Origin of the sequence: Peribacillus sp. TH16 (assembly GCF_016651095.1) — a bacterium.
In the GTDB taxonomy this organism is placed as follows: Bacteria; Bacillota; Bacilli; order Bacillales; family DSM-1321; genus Peribacillus; species Peribacillus butanolivorans.
Genome location: NZ_JAEKEM010000009.1, coordinates 672,821 through 693,324, shown reverse-complemented (window position 1 = coordinate 693,324; position 20,504 = coordinate 672,821). Strand labels below are relative to the sequence as shown.

Here is a 20,504-nt window from a genome sequence, read left to right as displayed (position 1 = left end):
AACCATGGTAAAATAGAATGGACTTGGAGTGGTGAAATGAAACAAACTATAATTGAACTTACGGAAAAGTATGTATATAACCAATTGAATTCTGATGCCAGTGGTCATGATTGGTTCCATATCGATCGCGTTCGAAAGCTGGCTTTACATATTGCAAGAGAAGAAAAAAAAGGAAATGAATTTATCATTGAATTGGCGGCTCTCCTTCATGATATTCCGGATGATAAATTAAATCAGGATGTCGATGCAGGTTGGAGAAAGCTGGATGACTGGTTTAGGGAAATTAACTTGGATGTAGATACTGTTAAGGATATTAAACAGATTATCACCACAATTTCTTATAGTTCTGGACACGTACAACTTCCTTCTATTGAGGCGGAAATAGTTCAGGATGCGGACCGTTTGGATGCGATTGGTGCCATTGGGATTGCCAGGACATTTGCATATGGCGGAAAAAAGGGGCAACCAATGTATGATCCGTCACTTATTGTACGTGAGAAGATGACAAAACAGGAATATCGGATGGGTAAAAGCTCTTCCGTTCATCACTTCTATGAAAAATTATTACGGTTACAAGACATGCTTAACACCTGTACAGCTAAGAAGATTGCAAGTGAAAGGCATGAGTATATGGTTAGCTTTTTAGAGGAATTTTACAAGGAATGGGATGTACGATTATGAAAGTTTTTAGCATGGAACATGTAATGAAAACACAAGGGGAAAAGCTATTATTTAAAGATGTTTCTTTTTCCATTACCGAAGGCGAAAAGATTGGGATCGTTGGTATAAACGGAACTGGAAAATCCACACTTTTGAATATTATTGCAGGTTTAGAAGATAGTGATTTGGGAACGAAGGATCATCCAAATGATTATACGATTTCCTATTTATCTCAAGATCCTTATTTTGATGAAAAATTAACGATTATGGAGTATATGTATGAAAGTTCAACTCCAGTATTTTCGTTAATTAAGGAATATGAAAAAACACTCGTTCAGCTGCAATTAGATCCACAGAATAGCACAACTCAAGACCGGTTGTTAAAGCAACAACAGGAAATGGATGCCCTTAGTGCCTGGGATACAAGTGCGAACGCACGAACTATATTGACAAAGCTTGGTCTTCCAGATCATTCAAGGAAATTGGGTGAACTGTCAGGTGGCCAAAAAAAACGTGCCGCTCTGGCAAAGACTTTGATTGAAACTCCTGATCTGCTTATTTTGGATGAACCTACGAATCATCTTGATTTTGAAAGCATTACCTGGCTCGAAGAATATTTGGCTAAATATCAGAAGTCCGTTTTATTTGTGACCCATGATCGTTATTTTCTTGATCGGGTTTCCAATAAAATTTGGGAAATCGCACAGTCACAGCTTTTCGAATATAAAGGAAACTATGCTGACTATTTAGAATCAAGAGCTATTCGGGAAGAAAACGAATCGACCGAACGAACGAAAAAGGAAAGTCTATTTAAAAAAGAATTAGCGTGGATTCGTAAAGGTGCAAAGGCACGTACCACTAAACAAAAGGCACGGATTCAACGTTTTGAAACATTAGAAACGGGTGTGAAAGATAAGCAAAAAACTGAAAGTCTTGAAATGGAATTAAGTGGTGCCCGCCTTGGGAAAAAAGTTCTGGAGATGCAAGATATTTCTAAATCTTTTGGTGATCAGTCTATCATCAAACATTTTTCCTTCCTATTCAAGCCAGGTGACCGCATTGGAATCGTAGGTAATAATGGCAGCGGAAAGTCTACGTTATTGAACATTTTGGCTGGGCGAGAATCGATAGATGAAGGAAATCTTGAAATAGGACAAACAGTGAAAATTGGTTATTATACGCAAGAAAGCGTTGATATGGATGAGAATCTTCGCATGATAGAATATATCCGGGAAACAGCTGATTCAATCGCTCTTAAGGATGGCAGTTTTATTACTGCTGCACAGATGCTTGAGAGATTTTTATTCCCAATGGGTTCTCATGGTACCCCAATACGCAAGCTGTCCGGAGGAGAAAAAAGACGTTTGTATCTGCTTAACATCTTAATGGGAGCACCTAATGTCCTGCTTTTGGATGAACCGACGAATGACTTGGACACGCAAACTTTGACAGTTCTCGAGGATTATTTAGAAACGTTTTCAGGTGTAGTTATTACCGTATCACATGATCGTTATTTTCTTGATAAAACCTGTCATCAGCTCCTTGTCTTCAAAAATAAAGGTGAAATTGATTTTTATTATGGCAACTATTCAGAGTTCTTAGAGGAAAAAACAGAAGAGACCGTTCTTGAAAAAAAGCCAGAGCCTCAGATAAACCGCACAGAAAAGAAAAAGAAAAAACTAACCTATGCGGAAAGTAAGGAATGGGAAGAAATCGAAGGTAACATGGAACATGTCGAGCAGCGTCTGACAGACATCACAACAGAAATGTCAGCAGCGGGGAGCGACTTTGAAAAAGTTCGTCTGCTTCTTGAAGAGGAAAAAGAACTAACAGATAAATTAGAGTATATGATGGAAAGATGGACGTATTTAGCGGAAAAATTAGAAGAGGAATAAGTGAGAGACTGGTCCAGGGGAAGTATGCTTGGTCCAGTCTTTTTTTGTCTATCTCAATTGCATGAGAATCTGTGGCCATTGTGATAAAATCTAGTACATGAGTACGTCTTGTAAAAGGAGAGAAAAGTATTGAAAATAAAATCAATAGAACCTACACCAAGTCCAAATACAATGAAAATTAATCTAACAGAAGAGCTCTTAGCGGGTAAAAGTAATAATTATAAAAAAAATCAAGCCGATCAAGCACCTCAGCTTATTAAAGATTTATTTACGATTGAAGGGGTGAAAGGCGTATATCATGTTGCCGACTTTTTAGCAGTTGAGCGTAATGCGAAATATGATTGGAAAGATATCTTGGTCCAAATTCGTCAAGTGTTTGGTGAGAAAACTGAAGAACAAAATCAACAAACGGTAATAAATGAACATTATGGTGAAGTAACAGTTGCTATTCAACAATTCAAAGGAATTCCGATGCAAATTAAAGCAAGTGATAGCCAACATGAAAAACGCTTTGCTTTACCAGAATATTTTATTAAAGGTATTGCTGCTGCTCAAAAAGAAGACGATAATGTAGTCTTGCTCCGAAAATGGAAGGATTATGGTATCCGTTACGGGGATATGGATGATATCGTGAAAGAAGTAGCGGATGAGTTGGTTGCCGCTTTTCCGGAAGAACGAATTAACCAGCTAGTAGCTGCTGCTCAAGAAACCGTTGATAAAAAAGAGGCATTCGTGAAGCGTCCCAAAATAAAACTAACCGCAGAAATGTTGAATGATGAAAATTGGGAAAAACGTTATCAAGCGTTAGAACAAATGGAAGATCCGACGGTTGAAGAGATTCCAGTATTGGATATAGCCTTGTCTGATAGTAAAGTCTCTATTCGTCGACTTGCTGTTGTTTACTTAGGGATGATCGAGGATACAAAAGTACTTCCGAGCTTGTACAAAGCATTGAAAGATTCAAGTGTGGCAGTAAGACGAACAGCGGGTGACTGTTTATCTGATCTAGGTTTTGAAGAAGCAATGGGAGAAATGTCGCAATCCTTATCAGATAAAAATAAACTAGTAAGGTGGAGGGCTGCGATGTTCTTATATGAAGTGGGAAATGAAACAGTCCTACCCTATTTAAAACAAGCTGAACAGGATCCAGAGTTCGAAGTGGCTCTACAGGTTAAAATGGCTATTGACCGAATAGAAAACGGAGAAGAAGCAAAGGGTTCAGTTTGGAAGCAAATGACAGAATCAAGGCAAACAAATGACAAGTGACTTTGATTAAAAATCGTTTTATCAACAAATCATACAAATTGCATGTTTCTATTTTGTAGGCAAAAGGTATTCGGATGGACTTAATTCCGGATGCCTTTTTGTTATTTTTATGCTCTAAAAATGTCCCGCTTTAGGGCATATTTTGTAACCAGGTTTTCAGTTAGTCAGATTCACAGAGAGCATCCTCTGCAGAAATGATTTTTTTATATGCCTTGGTGTATTGATACCATAACAACTTTTGACTTGGGTAATTTTAGTGAAAATTATGCTTGTCGATTGAACGAGTACAGTTTTTACTGACCAATCATGTGTTTTTGATTTATTAACAGTCAAAAACATGCGAAATAGTATGTTTTCTACATGAAACCATTTCTTATAGGAGAAAAATATCTTTTCTATTATTTTAGTAAAACTTTTTTATGGATATTTAAGAGTTGAATGGTTGCATTTGTATGTAAATATGTTAGAATTTTTAGAGTATACTAAAAATTAGATTATATTAAATTATTAGAGAAGTGAAAATTGGGGGTTACAACAAATGTCTACATCAAATATGAGAAGTGATATGATTACAAAAGGAATCGACCGTGCTCCACACAGAAGCCTTTTGCGTGCAGCAGGTGTTAAAGAAGAAGATTTCGGAAAACCATTTATCGCGGTTTGTAATTCATACATTGATATCGTTCCAGGTCATGTTCACCTTCAGGAATTCGGTAAAATAGTGAAGGAAGCCATTCGTGAAGCTGGCGGTGTTCCTTTTGAATTTAATACAATTGGGGTAGACGATGGAATTGCCATGGGCCATATTGGTATGCGCTATTCTTTACCAAGCCGTGAGATTATTGCGGATTCTGTAGAAACGGTTGTATCTGCACATTGGTTTGACGGTATGGTTTGTATTCCAAACTGTGACAAGATTACACCGGGGATGATGATGGCAGCTCTTCGTGTTAATATTCCTACAATATTTGTAAGTGGCGGGCCTATGAAGGCAGGGAAAGACAAAAACGGTAAATCTCTTTCTTTAACGTCTGTTTTTGAAGGTGTAGGAGCATACCAAGCGGGTAATATAAATGAAGAAGATTTGCAAGAACTTGAGCAAGTTGCATGTCCTACGTGCGGTTCTTGTTCAGGGATGTTTACAGCAAATTCCATGAACTGTTTGGCCGAAGGTTTAGGTCTTGCACTTCCAGGTAATGGTACAATTTTGGCTGTAGCCGAAGAACGTAAGGATTTTGTTAAAAAATCTGCCAAACAATTGATGGAAATAATCAAACAAGATATTAAACCTCGTGATATCGTAACGATTGATGCAATTGATAACGCATTTGCTTTGGATATGGCGATGGGTGGTTCGACTAACACAGTGCTTCATACACTTGCATTGGCACATGAAGCAGGTTTTGAATATCCTATGGAACGCATCAATGAAATAGCAAACCGCGTACCACATCTTGCGAAGATTGCCCCAGCATCTGATTATCATATTGAAGATGTACACAATGCTGGTGGTGTGAGCGCAATTATACATGAGTTACTTAAAAAACCAGGTGCCTTTAACGGTGATTGTCTTTCTGTTTCAGGTAAAACGCTACGCGAAAATGTTGAGGGTTGTGAAATATTGGACAAGGATGTTATTCATCCGTTGGATAACCCGCATTCTGAACGTGGTGGTCTTGCTGTATTGTTTGGTAACCTTGCTCCTCAAGGCTCAATTATTAAAGTGGGTGCTGTTGACGAATCTGTTGGTGGATACCACAGAGGGCCAGCGATCTGCTTCGATTCACAAGAAGATGCATTATCTGGAATTATTACTGGCAAAGTAAAAGAAGGTAATGTTGTTGTCATCCGGTACGAAGGTCCAAAAGGCGGGCCGGGCATGCCGGAAATGCTGGCGCCTACTTCCCAAATCGTTGGCCGAGGTCTTGGTGCTAAAGTGGGATTAATTACTGATGGACGTTTTTCAGGTGCATCTCGAGGCATCAGTATCGGTCATATCTCCCCAGAAGCAGCTGAAGGTGGTCCAATCGCATTTGTAGAAGATGGAGATATCATCGAGTTAGATTTGAATAATCGTAAAATCGAATTAGAAATTTCCGATGAAGAATTTGAAAAACGCAAAGCTAACTGGAAAGGTTTCGAGTCAAAAGTTAAAACAGGCTATTTAGCCCGTTACTCTAAACTTGTAACTAATGCTAGTTCAGGCGGCGTAATGAAAGTTTAATTTAGATCATGCGAAATAAAAACACGGTAGAAGAATTAAATCAATTCTTTTACCGTGTTTCTTTGAGAAGACTATTTTTATAGTGTTTAATATTTGATATTTGACCAGTTTGTGTGCAAACACGGTTTCATAAATACTTTAACAAAAGTTGTAAGCGTCATTTTTGCATATGGACTTAAGAATATAGTATGATTATACTAATTGAAGAATTGTAACCAAGGAGGTTTTTTTATGTCTATGGCATATGATGAATATATGAAACAAATGGTGAAGCCTATGCGTGCTGAATTAGTTCAAGCAGGTTTTGAGGAGTTAGAAACCGCTGAAGCTGTTGAAAACTTTATGGAAGCTGTCGAGGGTACAACATTGGTTGTAGTGAATTCAGTTTGTGGCTGTGCTGCCGGGTTAGCTCGTCCAGCTGCTACTCAAGCTGTTCTCCAAGCAGAGGATAAACCAAAGCATCTTGTAACCGTATTTGCTGGTCAAGATAAAGAAGCAACAGCCAAAATGCGTGAGTATTTTGACGGAATTGAACCTTCTTCGCCATCCATGGCACTTTTAAAAGGCAAAGAAGTCTTACATTTCATTCCACGTCATGAAATTGAAGGCCAGCCGATGGAAGCTATTATGGATAACTTGTTAGCAGCATTTAGTCAAGTGAAATAAGTGATAAAGTAGAATGTCCTGGAAACAGGGCATTCTTTTTCAAATTTTTAACAGTTTAAAGGGGTAGGACGATGTTTATCACAACAGCAGGAAGAGCCGATAATGAGACAATAATGATGGCCAAAAAGTTAGCAGGAAAATTACATATTCCTTTTATTGCCCGAAGAAAACGCTCGGTTAGGGCGATTCAATCAGAAAATGGTGAAGATGATTGCCTTGTTTTTGGAAAAATGAGAATGGAGCTATATCGGTTTGAAGAAAAAGAGCCATTCTTTTTTCATCCAAACCTTGCTATGATCCGAATAAAAAGAATAAAACAAGGAGAAAGTGATCCTTTTCTCGTTGCTGGAGATATAAAGGAAGGAAGTACTGTGCTTGATTGTACAATGGGCTTGGGCTCAGATGCGATTGTCTCAAGTTTTGCTGCTGGAGAAAATGGACAGATTAGTGCTTTGGAAGAAAATCAATACTTGGCCTTGCTCGTTGACCATGGTTTGAAAACATGGGAGAATGCAGATGAAAAGATGATTCAAGCGATGAGAAGAATTAAGGTCATTCATACTGATCATTACGAGTTATTGAAAACATTACCGGATAATCATTTCGATGTGGTATATTTCGATCCAATGTTTGAGGAAACGATTCAAGAATCAAATGGGATTAGGGGGTTGGCTCATTTTGCGGAAGGTCACGACTTAACAATGGAAATAATGAAAGAAGCCAAGCGGGTTGCGCGAAAGAGAGTCGTGTTGAAGGACCATTTTCGTAGCTCCCGCTTTGAGGAATTTGGATTTGAAGTATTAAAGAGAAAAACATCCAAATTTCATTATGGCTACATTTCTGTACTGTGATTAAGCTTTGTAATCTAACTCATTTAGACCTACCGCACAGCCCTCACGGCTTGAATCTGCAGCACCATAGCTTGACCCGTCAGCCGGGTTGATTTGTATTGCCTGAACATTCCCTATAGAATGGGGCACTTCATTAAATGCAAAGCCCATTGCTTCTAAGTGGCCTTTGCTAATCATATCAATACCTGATTCCCATTCAATATGAGGGCCCATAGGAGTGAAAATTCTAGGTTCTTCAATGGCTGCTTTTAAGTCCATTTTTAAATCAAGTACATTTATGATCGTTTGTACGACTGAACTGATGATGGTCGGTCCTCCTGGAGAACCTAGCGTCAAAATAGGCTCACCGTCTTTAAAGATGATGGTTGGGCTTTTACAGCTGACAGGACGTTTATTTGGCTGTACTTCATTCATACCGCCTGGAATGGAATCGAAATCCGTCAGTTCGTTATTCAGCATGAAGCCATAGTCGGGAACCATGATACCGGAACCGAATGGATGTTCGACAGTTGATGTACATGCGGCAATATTTCCCCATCTGTCACGGACAGTAAAATGAGTCGTTTCACTACGTTCTTCGTCATTTGGTTGTGGGATGACATCCCTTTGTTTCACAGAATCATATATCCAAGGATTTCCAAAGTCAATTGCATTATTTCTTGCCTTAAAATTAATGAATGAGCGTCGTTTAGCTATATATTCATCATGCAAAAGACCCTTTAATGGTAATTCGGCAAATTCGGGATCGGCTAGAAAAGCCTTTTTGTCAGTAAATGCTAGACGCATTGCTTCGGCAATTAAGTAATATTTTTCCCATGAATGCACATCATATTGTTCTAAGTGGAAGCTCTCCAATATTTTTAGAATTTGAATGACAGTGAATCCTCCTGCACTTGGGGCCATCGATGAAGCAATTTGGTAATCCTTATAAGTACCAAACATTGGTTCATCAATGGTTGCTTTATAGTCCTGTAAATCAGAAAGTTCCATAGAACCTCCAAGTTCCTGAATACAGGAAATGATTCCTTCTCCGATTTCACCTTCATAAAAAGCGGAAATTCCATCACGCTGTAATATTCGATAGGTATTAGCCAATTTTTCTTTTATTAGGAGGTCACCAGCTTTGTATGGTTTACCGTTTGGAATGAAGAATTTACGGGCTTCTTCACCTAACCGATACTCAAAATTTTCAAGGGCATCACAAAATACCCAATTGACAGGAACTCCTTTTTCAGCGAATTCAATAGAGGGCTCAATAAGTTCTGCTAATGTCTTACTACCGTATTCGGAGAGAGCTTCATCCATAGCCTTAAGAATTCCTGGAATACCAACTGCTGTAGCTTTAATCGAACGTTTTTTAAATGGGATGACTTCCCCTTTTTCATCAAGAAACATGTTTGGATGCGCGGCTTTAGGTGCTCTTACATGGCCATCGAATATTTTAGTTTCATTATTCTTTTCGTTATATACCATAAGAAAACCACTGCCACCGATACCAGTCATCATAGGTTCTACAATATTCAGAGCAAATTGGATGGCAACAGCCGCATCAACCGCATTTCCACCTTCACGTAATATTTTTTCCCCAATGGAAGTAGCTACGGGATGAGCGGTAACGACCATTCCGGCCTTCCCTGTGGCTGTTTCCCTCTTGTAATCATCTTTAGTGTTTCCATTGTTGTTTTCCAAAGTAATTCCTCCAGTATTCAGTCCTTTTATCTGCCAAGTCGTAACGCCTTTTTTAAAAGAAAACCTTGTCATTACTGATGAATGACAAGGAGATTTTTCGTAGGTATTTATTTATTCTTAATCAGCAAATGATAAATATACGAAAAATGCTAACGTTACAAGACATAAAGCCACCATGGCAGTCGTAGTCAAAGCCATATAAGACCCCTCCTTAAAAAGACTTGAATCTTATTAAGTTCTCCAAATATCGTCAAAATCCTTCATTTACAAATTGAATAGTGGATATTTAGTAAAAAAGTTTGGGTTCATGAACTTTATATAGGTATTTATCCATTTTAAAGATTTTTGAAACCTGGGTAACTATTTATTCGTAATTACTAAAAAATAAAAGTATACTAAATATAAAGAAAATAATAAGAAGAAGGGGGAGTGTGAAATTTGAAAGCAGCGGTTTGGTTCAGGAAAAGTCTCGTCATTTTAGTATCCGTTTTGACATTTGGGCTTGTCACCCCTTCAGATCTATCGTGGCTGGCTGAAGCCGATTCGTTAAAGGATACTAAAAAAGGGTTAGTAGAAGAAGAACATTTATCCTATCTTTCTTCTCAAAAACCTACTGATATAGAAGAGGAATTTAATCGGGAAGAGTTCTTATCAGGCATTCTGAATAAAGCTGAGGAAAACGCATTTATGAAATTTGGCGAGAAAATCAATCCTAAAATTGGTGATGAATTCAAAATAGCCATATTACCAAAAATGGAAGATGCTATTACAGAAATAACGGCCCAATTTCCTGATGAAAAATTACAGCAATTAACGATTACAGAGCAGCCAAGTGCGGGTAGAGCGGAGAAAATTTTTCATATATTTGATTCGATAAGCGGCAAGGATATCATGCGGTTCCATGTCAGGCAGGAGAATCCGCCATTAGAGGGATATTGGTTTGATTTTCATTATCATACCTATCATGATTCATATGCTACCCATTATGATTTAGGAAAAATATATTGGGATAAAAATACACCCCCAGAGTGGACAAGTAAACAAAGACTCTCTTAGTAGCTTGGTTCCATTGATTTTAAGCACATGTAAGAGTATGATAATTGTTATATAAGTATTAAATGATACGTTGTTATGCAACGTATTTATTTTGTGTTAAACAAAGTACAAGATTAGATATTTTAAAGCTAGATAAGTAAGATGATCTTTTTCAATTGGGTTTCTACTTTTATAGTTACAGTAGCAGAGGAGTCTTCATCATGTCAGAGTTGTTAAATAACGTCATTAATACATATGCTCAATTTTTTGACTGGAATATGTGGGGTGAGGTTTTAACCGACCCGGTTAGCTGGGGATTGATTGGTACGCTCGTATTAATGGAAGGACTACTGTCAGCGGATAACGCTTTGGTTTTGGCGGTAATGGTCAGGCACCTGCCGGAAAGACAACGGAAAAAAGCTCTTTTTTATGGTTTGTTAGGTGCTTATGCTTTCCGGTTTGTAGCAATTGGAATAGGTGTTTTCCTCATTAAACTTTTGTGGGTGAAGGTCATTGGAGCCGCCTACCTTGGTTGGCTCTCGTTCAAATACTTTAGAGATAAAAGAAAAAAACAAGCTGGAAACGATGAAGATATTCAGGGAATGAGCAAAAACAGCTTGCTGATCCGTATGTTTGGTACCTTATGGGGAACGGTTGCTGCTGTAGAATTGATGGATATTGCATTTTCCGTCGATAGCGTATTGGCCGCCTTTGGGGTAAGTGAAAAAGTCTGGGTCCTCTTAACCGGTGGGATGATTGGTGTCTTGATGATGCGAGGCGTGGCTGGGTTATTTTTAAAGCTGATTGATAAGATTCCAGAATTAGAAACTGCAGCATATGTTTTAATAGGGTTCATTGCTATAAAAATGCTTATTGCTGTTGCAGGGATTGAAATTCCTCATGCTATTTTCTTTGCCTTTATTTTCATTATTTTCGGCACTACGATCGTATTTCATTTTAAGAAAGAAAAAAGGGTTAAAGAACACGGTTAAACACTCAATAATAAAAGCTGACATCAAAATGATGTCAGCTCAGTTTGTAGACAAAAGGGGTCCAGAATGTTTTAATTCTGGACCCCTTTTGAAATTCCCTTTGAATTTTGATCAAGATTAAGAGATTGGGCCTCTACGAGCCCACTTTATTAAGCCATTATTGGACCTTGCCATGTCCAATTGGCAATCTTCTTTAAATTCATGGCAGCGAATGTAAGCATCGCCTGCATCGACAATTTTTCAAATCCCCTTAAAGTAGTCCAACGCATACCATGCTTTTCTTTTGCATCTGCGAATACACGCTCTATTGTTTCTTTGCGTTTCGCATATATAGATTTTACATCCTTGTGGTGACGCAGATGATCTGCTTCTTTCATATAATTTTGCCAGATATGGCGTGTCACCACTTTTTGATGGTCTTTGCTTACTGTACACTGTGATAAAAATGAGCATGTCGCACAAGTGTGTTTGGGTGATTTGTACTCGCGATAGCCCTCTTTATTTGTTGTTGAGTACTTTAAAATCTCGCCCGATGGGCAGAGATAACAATCAAAATGTTCATCGTAAACATAGTCATGCTTGCGAAAGAACCCTTCTTTTGTTCGTGGACGTGTATAGGGTAAAGCTGGTGTGATTTCTTTCCCAAAAAGGTAGCTTGTAATGGCTGGTGTTTTGTAAGCTGCATCTGCGGCAACAGCTTCAGGTTTTCCAACTTTCTCAATCACTTGTTCAACAAGAGGCTCTAAGGTATGACTATCATGCGTATTTCCTGGTGTTACAATCGTCCCCAGCACAAAACCGTTGCGGTCTGCAGCCGCATGAAATGAATAGGCAAACTGTTTTGTTCGTTCATCTTTTACATAGTAGCCACTCTCAGGGTCAGTTGAACTTTCTTTAATTTCTTTGGTTTCTTCTTTATCAAATTTATCCGGTGGAAAAGGCTTCTTTCCATTGTTTTCACGATCTTGATTTATTTCTTCTTGAAGGCGTCCTTGATATGCTCGTGTTTCCTTACGAACGATTTTCTTTTCGAATTTCCGCTTATTCGCACTGGCTTTCACATGTGTTGAATCAACGAATACGTGCTCTGCACTAATTAACTTTCTTTCTGAGGCTGTCATTAAGATACGATAAAAAATCTGTTCAAACAGGTCTGTATCTTTAAAGCGACGCTCATAATTTTTCCCGAACGTTGAGAAGTGAGGTACTTTATCATGGAAACCGTAACCTAAAAACCAACGGTAAGCCATATTCGTTTCAACTTCTTCAATCGTTTTACGCATCGAACGAATACCGAAGGTATATTGAATGAATGTCAATTTAACTAAAATAACTGGATCAATACTTGGGCGGCCTATCTCTGAATACATCTCTTTCACCAAGTCATAAATGAAAGTGAAGTCAATGGCCCCCTCAATTTTACGAACCAAATGGTTCGCTGGCACCAGTTGATCCAAAGTAATCATTTCAAGTTGATCTCGCTGAATAGAATTATGTTTCGAAAGCATCGTCATCACCTCAAGTTTTAATACTCCTATATTAAAACAAAAAAGACTGTAGGAAAAAGTGTTTATTTCTAATTGTTAAAACAAAGTTGATTGGAACGGAAGGTGCGAGACTCCTGCGGGAAAAGCATGTCCAAGGGAGACCCCACAGGCGCAAAGGCGCCGAGGAGGCTCCCTGACCGCCCGCGGAAAGCGAGTGCCTGGAGTGGAAATCAACGTTCGAATTTTTACAACCCCTCAAAAAAACTGTAGACAAACTCGATTTTCATCGAGTTTGTCTACAGTCTGAGCTGACATCAAAATGATGTCAGCTTTTTCTTTGGAAAATATCAAATAGTTGAAGAATGACAGTAAATGTTGTGAAAAAAAGAAAAGGTAAAAAAAAGTTAAGCCAGAGTGAAGTGAGTAAAGGATGTAGCAATATACCGAAGAAAATAGAGAACAGCAAAAGGTCGAGAATGATAAACACTTTTAAACTGTAGATATCAAGAACTTCTTCGGCAAGTTCACGGTGCTCATGCAGGATGACCTTTTTATTAATCGATTTCATGTAATCACCTTAAACCTTTTACGATTAGATACTGTTGATATATGAAAAATCCGGAGAATTGGTGCTTAGTGGGAGAAATCTTCAGCCAAATTTACCAGAAAAACATAAAGTTAATATATTGTCTTAATATGCTATACTAATATAATAGTATAGGGATTTTTTTGTAGTTTAATATACATATATTTTCGCAATATACATTGGATTTAAGGAAAGGAAGGGTTGAAGGTGAAATATAAAAATTGGATAGCAATACTTGTATTATTTGCTTGTTTCCTTTCAATGCTTTCCCTATCCTTAGCTAAAGCGGAAGGAGTGAAATGGCGGAATTTGACGAAAGATAATCCTTTAAGGCAGGCGGAAATATTGCAGGATAATAAAGAACTGCAAAGTTTATTTTTATTTCCTGAAGAGGATTTCGATGAACAGGAAGCCTTAAGGATTGTAGAAACTATTGATGCACTTCCTCATTCCCTACTGTTGAAAACTGTAGACCATGGAGTGAGAATGAAGCTATTCAACGGAAATTTGACAGAAAATCAATCAGCGGCCTATTTAAAAGGGAAAGCTCCACGTGGTTATTTGAATAAAGATACAACATGGGATTCCGTTCCAGGCATGGGTGGTTCATATACCGTATTAGTTAAAATCGGTGCAAGCGATAAGGGAAAAGGACATGGGTCTGTAAATTTGGAGCTACATGAGCTTGCGCATTCCATTGATAATATTGTTTATGATGGCATCCGTGAGGACATAGATTATTTGAGAATTTGGGGAAAGGAAGTAGATGTACTGTTTCCAGGACAGTCTTATTTTTTAAATTATCCTGAAGAATACTTTGCAGAAACATTTGCCATGTTTTATGTAAACTTTGAACAAAATCAACTACTTAGACAAAAAGCACCTGAGACTTATAATTTTATTAAACAATTAGATTAAACATTGAGCTGAAATACGTTAAAATAAGAAGGATGAATGTAGAAAAGGTGGTTTACCATGAAGCAATATTTAGATTTATGTAAGCATGTACTTGAAAATGGAACTCAAAAAGGTGATCGTACGGGAACAGGAACGATAAGTACCTTTGGATATCAAATGAGATTCAATTTAAAGGATGGGTTCCCTGTCCTTACAACGAAAAAAGTTAGTTTAAAAGCGATTATTCATGAATTATTATGGTTTTTAAAGGGTGACACAAATGTCGGCTACCTTCAGGAAAATAGCGTGCGCATTTGGAATGAATGGGCTGATGAAAAGGGAGAATTAGGCCCGATTTATGGTCATCAATGGCGTTCTTGGGGAGCAGCGGATGGAAGACAAATCGACCAAATCAGTGAAGTGATTGAACAAATTAAAACCAATCCAAATTCAAGAAGATTGATAGTAAGTGCTTGGAATGTGGGAGAACTGGACGAAATGGCATTGCCGCCTTGCCATGCTTTCTTTCAATTCTATGTGGCTGATGGCAAGCTTTCGTGCCAGCTTTATCAGCGTTCTGCCGATGTATTTTTAGGTGTTCCGTTTAATATAGCTTCATATGCGCTATTAACGATGATGATTGCCCAAGTATGTGATTTAGAAGTTGGTGAATTTGTACATACATTTGGGGACGTTCATATCTATTCGAATCACCTTGACCAAGTGGAACTGCAGTTGACAAGAGATCCCAAACCACTGCCAATCATGAAAATAAATCCGGAAGTGAAAAATATCTTTGATTTTAATTTCGAGGACTTTGTTCTGGAAAACTACGAAGCCCATCCCCATATAAAAGGTGAGGTTAGCATATGATATCGTTGATAGTGGCCATGGGTCAAAATCGAGTGATAGGGAAAAACAATCAACTACCGTGGTATTTACCAGCAGATCTCCAGTATTTTAAAAAAGTGACGTTAGGTCATCCAATTGTGATGGGCCGTAAAACATTTGAATCAATCGGGAGGGTGCTGCCTGGTAGGGAAAATGTCATCGTTACCCGAAATCTTGAATTTACAGCAGAGGGCTGCACTGTATTACATGATATTTCAGAAATTAAGACGTTTGCGGATAAAAGTGACAAGGAAGTCTTCGTGATTGGTGGAGCGGAAATCTTCAAAGAAATTCTTCCTTTTACAGACCGCTTATATATTACGGAAATTCATGAGAACTTTGAAGGTGACACTTATTTTCCGGAAATTAATGATGAAGAATGGGAAAAGATCTCATCACTCCCGGGTATCATGGATGAAAAAAATCTCTATCCGCATGAATATATTATCCTGCAAAAAAAATAAGAGTGAAATCCGATTATGGAACATTAGCCATAATCGGATTTTTTGGTTTAAAACAAACAAAAGATAGAATTTTTAGAAAAATCAATTACATTAATAACAGTAAAGTGCTATAATAATTGAATTGATTAGGAAGGAAATGAGGGATTGTTATGAACCAGACTGTATCTATGAATAGGGGGATTCAATTGGAAGATATTCTAATTGCCTATAGAGAACTGAAAGAGATTGTTTTACATACTCCTTTACAAAAAAATCAGAGGCTCTCTGAAAAATATGAATGTAATGTTTATTTAAAACGAGAGGACCTTCAACATGTACGTTCCTTTAAATTAAGAGGAGCTTACTATAAAATGAAAAGCTTGACCCAGGAAGAGACGAAGAACGGAGTCGTATGCGCCAGTGCAGGAAATCATGCACAAGGAGTGGCCTTTTCCTGTAGTCAATTAGGAATTCATGGGAAAATTTACATGCCTGCTACAACACCAAGGCAAAAAGTCGATCAAGTTCAGTTATTTGGCAGGGAAAATGTTGAAATAGTCTTAATTGGTGATACATTTGATGATGCATTTGCCATGGCGATGGAGTGCTGTGAAAAAGAAGACCGTTCCTTTATCCATCCTTTCAATGATGAAAAGGTAATCGCCGGGCAAGGTACAACAGCTGTTGAAATCCTAAATGATTGTGAAGATGAAATTGACTATATATTCGCAGCAATCGGTGGTGGGGGACTAATGGCTGGTGTTTCAAGTTATTTCAAATCGGTCTCGCCGAAAACGAAATGTATTGGAGTAGAGCCACTTGGTGCTGCTTCAATGGAATATTCGTTCAAAGAAGGAAAAGCGACTGAACTTGAAAACATAGATACCTTTGTTGATGGTGCGGCTGTTAAGCATGTAGGAGAGATGACATATCAGATTTGTAAGGAAAACTTGGAAGATATCGTTGTCGTTCCTGAAGGGAAAATCTGTACCACGATACTGGATTTATATAATCAGCATGCGATTGTGGCTGAACCGGCTGGGGCGTTATCAGTAGCTGCACTGGATTTATATAAAGAACAAATCAAAGGAAAAACAGTTGTTTGTCTTGTCAGTGGGGGTAACAACGATATTGGCCGTATGCAGGAAATTAAGGAAAAGTCTTTATTATTTGAAGGTCTGCTTTATTACTTTATCGTAAATTTCCCACAACGGGCGGGAGCACTAAGGGAATTCCTTGATGAGGTGTTAGGACCGAATGATGATATTAGCCGTTTTGAATATACGAAGAAAAACAATAAAGAAAGCGGGCCGGCCCTTGTTGGTGTGGAGTTAAAAGACAAAAATGATTATAATGGACTGATTCAAAGAATGAATAAAAAAGGATTCTCCTTTGTTGAAGTCAATAAAGACAGTAATTTATTTCACTTATTAATTTAATTATAGACAAAATGGTAAATTAGGATAGAATAATAAATATGTTTTTACATTTTATTCTACCCGCACATTTGTTATAAATAATCTGTCGATAATTGTTACCATTTTATGAAGAAATGCCAGTTTACTTTCAATTGGTTGGAAATGGTATTATAATCAGAGTAGGTCGAATTACAACACCAAAGGGGATGTATCAATGTCGAACATTGGAGTACCTGGTCTAATTCTCATCTTAATATTAGCATTAATTATTTTCGGTCCGAAGAAACTTCCCGAGATAGGTCGTGCTTTTGGACAAACACTGCGTGAATTTAAAAAATCTACGAGTGAATTAACAAAAGGTGATTATGAAGAAGAAAAGAAAACACAACAAAAAAATCATGAATAATTAAATGCTGGGCGTAAGATGGTACCGTCTTGCGCCTTTATGCTGAAACAAAGATACGGATTTTCAGATGAAGGCGTGATCAACTTTGGAAGATAAAGAATTAAATATCATCGATCATCTCGATGAATTGAGAAAACGGCTTATCATTACGGCTGTTGCTTTTTTCATCTTTTTTATCGTCAGTTTTATTTATGTTAAAGATATCTATAATTGGTTTGTGAAGGATCTTGATTTCGACTTAATGGTATTAGGACCGAGTGATATTATCTGGATTTACTTTATGCTTTCAGGAGTTGTAGCCATTGCCACAACGATTCCGATAATTGCTCTGCAAATCTGGTTATTTGTTAAACCGGCTTTGATGCCAAATGAAGTAAGAGCCACGCTTGCCTATATACCTGCTCTCTTCATACTTTTTATCGGAGGACTTGCTTTTGGTTATTTTGTCATCTTCCCAACCGTTCTTCAATTTTTGATTGAATTGGGCGATGATATGTTCATAACCAACTTTACAGCGGATAAGTATTTTTCATTCGTCTTGAATATGACACTTCCTTTTGCTGTTTTATTTGAGCTCCCTGTAGTTACCATGTTTTTGACCTCAATTGGTGTAATTAACCCATACGTGCTTCAAAAATTAAGGAAGTATGCTTATTTTGTACTTGTGGTTATAGCGGTTTGTATTACGCCACCTGATTTTATGTCAGACTTTTTGGTTATGGTTCCTCTATTGTTATTATATGAAATCAGTATTTCACTATCTAAAATAGTGTATAAACGTAAGGTGAAGCGAGAAAGTTTACTTGAAGAAACCTTTAATAACGAGGAAGATTTATAAAAAAATGACCCATGAAGGCATTATGCCCTTGTGGGTCATTTTGTAATTTAAAAAATGCTGGGGCTTGTCAGTTTTTTATACATATGAATATTTATACTTTTGGGTTTATTGTGTATAATATAAGCAATCGGTTAAAAATGAGGATTGATAATTTGATGTTCAAATGCTTGGAATTCAAAGATTGTTTTGGACATAAGGTCACAATTTCAGAAATTCCTGTTTTATTGCCTAGTGATCCGAATTTTTTTATGTTGACCGTGCGTTTGGAAGTGTTTGTAAAACGAGTTTTTGATAATAAAGATCATAAAGAAAATTACTCATTTAAGCATTATTTAGCATCAGTACTTAAACGGCCTGTTTATCACAAGATTTTTTATGAGAATTTACTTAATAATGCTTAATGTGGACTGTTCCATAGCTAACTTCTCCTATAAAAGAGATGCCTCTAATTCCATGTAATATCGAATAAGCGGCGTGTGTTAGTTGGCTTATGGGATGGTCTTTTTTTTGTGTAATCATTTAGAATTAAATGTATTCTTTAACATAGAAAATGAATAGTTTAGTTTGAATGCGTTCTTTGAGTAGGTATAATACAATAGATATGTTAATTTAGGGATGTGTAATGATGAATAAAGTAAAGATAGTAACAGACTCAACAGTAGATATGACACCAGAAGAACTAGAATATTATGATATAACAATGGTTCCTCTATCAATCTATATTGATGGAGAGACTTTTTTGGATAAGGTTGAAATAGAACAGGAAGAATTCTTGATAAGAATGAATCTGTCTAAAGAACTTCCAAAAAGCTCTCAACCAGCAGTAGGAACCTTTGTGGAGGTATATGATGAACTTGGGAAAGACGGTAGTGAGATTATTTCTATTCATATGACTGGTGGTATGAGTGGAACAGTCCGCTCAGCGGAGAGCGCGGCTAGTATGTCTGATGCAAAAGTTACCGTTTTAGACTCTAAATTCATTTCAAAGGCCATGTCATTTCAGGTTATTGAGGCAGCAAAAATGGCGAAAGAAGGGAAATCTTCTGAAGAGATAATTGAACGCCTAGAAAACATTAAAAAGCAGTCAAGTTTAATCATTGTCATTGAAACTCTTGATAACCTTGTGAAGGGTGGAAGAATTGGTAAAGTTTCTGCGTTTATCGGTTCCCTATTGCACATCAAGCCGATTGCTCTTCTTGACGATGGTGTACTGAATCCTGTGTCCAAAGCTAGAAGCCAGTCACAGGTTGTGAAATATATTGTCAAGAAATTCAAGGAAGATACACACGGAAAAACAATTAAAAGCATTGGGTTTGTTCATGCAAACGGTTTTGAAATTGCGGATAAAGTTCGTAAATCCATATCAGAATTATCAGGTTTTCACGATATAAAGATAGAGGCAACTACTGCTGTAGTCAGTACCCATACAGGTGAAGGCGCCATGGCTATTATGTATTATTGGGACTGATTTCTTATAGAAAAGCAGTTACCGAAGTTATGTGTATGATTTGAGCTATTTCATTGTTCAATAAATTGTCTTTAGATTGTAGAAAGAGTTACTTTTCTCACACCACTTGGTCTGGTAGAATAAATGAAGTAACAGAATATTTTATACATAAAGGACGGGGTAGGGATGAGAATGCTGCATTTGCTTAAGGCAGCTATAGGCACAACGGTATTATTGCTGTTAACAGCATGCGGTTCAAGCGGAGTACCTGATGCGAAAAACTGGGACCTTGAAAATTTCAGTTACATAGATCAGGAAGGGGAACCCTTTTCAAAAAGTGACCTTAAAGGAAAGGTTTGGGTCACGGACTTTATCTTTACAAGTTGTGAGGATGTATGTTTGCCAATGACTTCAAATATGTCTAAACTTCAACAAATGTTGAAGGACGAAGGCATCTCAGATGTAGAGTTTGTTTCCTTTTCAGTGGATCCAGAGATTGACAAACCCGATGTATTAAAAAAGTTTGGAGATCAATTTAATGTAGACTACGGAAACTGGCACTTCCTAACTGGCTATGGTCAAGAAGAAATCGAGCAGTTTGCATTGGAGAACTTTAAAACACTTGTTAAGAAACCTGAAAATGAGGACCAGGTTATCCATCAGACTAGCTTTTTTCTAGTGGATCAGGATGGGAAGATTATTCAAGAATACACAGGTTTGCAGGATATTCCATTTGATGAAATCATCAAACATATTAAAATTTTACAGAATTATTGAACAGGTTAAATTACCTGTTCTTTCTGTTTTTATAGT

Annotated in this window: 20 protein-coding genes; 17 read left to right on the top strand and 3 right to left on the bottom strand. The window is 37.4% G+C overall.

The window, feature by feature from the left end:
- Positions 1 to 36: 36 nt before the first annotated feature.
- From JFV29_RS17285 to JFV29_RS17260, 6 genes are all read left to right on the top strand, one after another.
- The gene (locus JFV29_RS17285) at positions 37 to 681 is read left to right on the top strand and encodes an HD domain-containing protein (protein WP_057216833.1); all 645 of its coding nucleotides are present in this window, start codon (positions 37 to 39) and stop codon (positions 679 to 681) included.
- Positions 678 to 2,555: an ABC-F family ATP-binding cassette domain-containing protein gene (locus JFV29_RS17280; protein WP_201185449.1), complete on the top strand. Its 1,878-nt coding sequence runs from the start codon at positions 678 to 680 to the stop codon at positions 2,553 to 2,555. Before JFV29_RS17285 ends, JFV29_RS17280 begins: the two co-directional genes overlap by 4 nt.
- 129 nt (positions 2,556 to 2,684) lie before the next feature.
- Complete coding sequence (locus tag JFV29_RS17275; RefSeq protein WP_053346633.1) at positions 2,685 to 3,821, top strand: conserved virulence factor C family protein; 1,137 nt, start codon at positions 2,685 to 2,687, stop codon at positions 3,819 to 3,821.
- Positions 3,822 to 4,374: 553 nt separating this feature from the next.
- Positions 4,375 to 6,045: a dihydroxy-acid dehydratase gene (gene ilvD, locus JFV29_RS17270; RefSeq protein WP_098176472.1), complete on the top strand. Its 1,671-nt coding sequence runs from the start codon at positions 4,375 to 4,377 to the stop codon at positions 6,043 to 6,045.
- 231 nt (positions 6,046 to 6,276) lie between these two features.
- On the top strand, positions 6,277 to 6,711 hold the full coding sequence (locus JFV29_RS17265) for a BrxA/BrxB family bacilliredoxin (RefSeq protein WP_201185447.1): 435 nt from the start codon (positions 6,277 to 6,279) through the stop codon (positions 6,709 to 6,711).
- A 71-nt stretch (positions 6,712 to 6,782) separates the two neighbouring features.
- Complete coding sequence (locus JFV29_RS17260; protein ID WP_201185445.1) at positions 6,783 to 7,562, top strand: class I SAM-dependent methyltransferase; 780 nt, start codon at positions 6,783 to 6,785, stop codon at positions 7,560 to 7,562.
- Here the strand turns inward: JFV29_RS17260 and ggt are convergent, their stop codons facing one another.
- Positions 7,563 to 9,251, bottom strand: coding sequence for a gamma-glutamyltransferase (ggt, locus tag JFV29_RS17255; RefSeq protein WP_242486906.1), 1,689 nt, complete (start codon positions 9,249 to 9,251; stop codon positions 7,563 to 7,565).
- A gap of 438 nt (positions 9,252 to 9,689) precedes the next feature.
- Between ggt and JFV29_RS17250 the strand changes: the two genes are divergently transcribed.
- Both JFV29_RS17250 and JFV29_RS17245 read left to right on the top strand, forming a co-directional pair.
- The gene (locus JFV29_RS17250; RefSeq protein ID WP_201185443.1) at positions 9,690 to 10,307 is read left to right on the top strand and encodes a YpjP family protein; all 618 of its coding nucleotides are present in this window, start codon (positions 9,690 to 9,692) and stop codon (positions 10,305 to 10,307) included.
- Positions 10,308 to 10,507: 200 nt separating this feature from the next.
- Positions 10,508 to 11,278 carry a TerC family protein gene (locus JFV29_RS17245; RefSeq protein ID WP_201185442.1) on the top strand — a complete coding sequence of 257 codons (771 nt, stop codon included), beginning with the start codon at positions 10,508 to 10,510 and terminating at the stop codon, positions 11,276 to 11,278.
- A gap of 149 nt (positions 11,279 to 11,427) precedes the next feature.
- Here the strand turns inward: JFV29_RS17245 and JFV29_RS17240 are convergent, their stop codons facing one another.
- Positions 11,428 to 12,786: an IS1182 family transposase gene (locus JFV29_RS17240; protein WP_201185441.1), complete on the bottom strand. Its 1,359-nt coding sequence runs from the start codon at positions 12,784 to 12,786 to the stop codon at positions 11,428 to 11,430.
- A 304-nt stretch (positions 12,787 to 13,090) separates the two neighbouring features.
- A complete protein-coding gene (locus JFV29_RS17235; RefSeq protein ID WP_053346628.1) occupies positions 13,091 to 13,333 on the bottom strand; it encodes a hypothetical protein in 243 nt (80 codons plus the stop codon).
- A gap of 225 nt (positions 13,334 to 13,558) precedes the next feature.
- Here JFV29_RS17235 and JFV29_RS17230 point away from each other — a divergent pair, with 225 nt between their 5' ends.
- The 9 genes from JFV29_RS17230 to JFV29_RS17190 all read left to right on the top strand — a co-directional run bounded on the left by JFV29_RS17230 (position 13,559) and on the right by JFV29_RS17190 (position 20,468).
- Positions 13,559 to 14,269, top strand: a complete 711-nt coding sequence (locus JFV29_RS17230) for an anthrax toxin lethal factor-related metalloendopeptidase (RefSeq protein WP_309557831.1) — start codon at positions 13,559 to 13,561, stop codon at positions 14,267 to 14,269.
- Positions 14,270 to 14,326: 57 nt separating this feature from the next.
- Positions 14,327 to 15,121, top strand: coding sequence for a thymidylate synthase (locus tag JFV29_RS17225; RefSeq protein WP_053346627.1), 795 nt, complete (start codon positions 14,327 to 14,329; stop codon positions 15,119 to 15,121).
- Complete coding sequence (locus tag JFV29_RS17220) at positions 15,118 to 15,603, top strand: dihydrofolate reductase (protein WP_201185440.1); 486 nt, start codon at positions 15,118 to 15,120, stop codon at positions 15,601 to 15,603. Before JFV29_RS17225 ends, JFV29_RS17220 begins: the two co-directional genes overlap by 4 nt.
- 149 nt (positions 15,604 to 15,752) lie before the next feature.
- Entirely contained in the window at positions 15,753 to 17,021 is a 1,269-nt protein-coding gene (gene ilvA, locus JFV29_RS17215) for a threonine ammonia-lyase IlvA (RefSeq protein WP_201185439.1), read from the top strand.
- A 193-nt stretch (positions 17,022 to 17,214) separates the two neighbouring features.
- Complete coding sequence (locus JFV29_RS17210) at positions 17,215 to 17,406, top strand: twin-arginine translocase TatA/TatE family subunit (protein ID WP_053346624.1); 192 nt, start codon at positions 17,215 to 17,217, stop codon at positions 17,404 to 17,406.
- A gap of 85 nt (positions 17,407 to 17,491) precedes the next feature.
- Positions 17,492 to 18,244 (top strand): twin-arginine translocase subunit TatC, encoded by a 753-nt coding sequence (gene tatC, locus JFV29_RS17205; RefSeq protein ID WP_201185438.1) that lies wholly within the window; start codon positions 17,492 to 17,494, stop codon positions 18,242 to 18,244.
- A gap of 11 nt (positions 18,245 to 18,255) precedes the next feature.
- A complete protein-coding gene (locus tag JFV29_RS31455; RefSeq protein WP_342366571.1) occupies positions 18,256 to 18,645 on the top strand; it encodes a DUF2535 family protein in 390 nt (129 codons plus the stop codon).
- A 224-nt stretch (positions 18,646 to 18,869) separates the two neighbouring features.
- Positions 18,870 to 19,712 (top strand): DegV family protein, encoded by an 843-nt coding sequence (locus tag JFV29_RS17195; protein ID WP_056520834.1) that lies wholly within the window; start codon positions 18,870 to 18,872, stop codon positions 19,710 to 19,712.
- Positions 19,713 to 19,877: 165 nt separating this feature from the next.
- Positions 19,878 to 20,468 carry an SCO family protein gene (locus JFV29_RS17190; protein ID WP_116820621.1) on the top strand — a complete coding sequence of 197 codons (591 nt, stop codon included), beginning with the start codon at positions 19,878 to 19,880 and terminating at the stop codon, positions 20,466 to 20,468.
- Positions 20,469 to 20,504 lie beyond the last annotated feature (36 nt).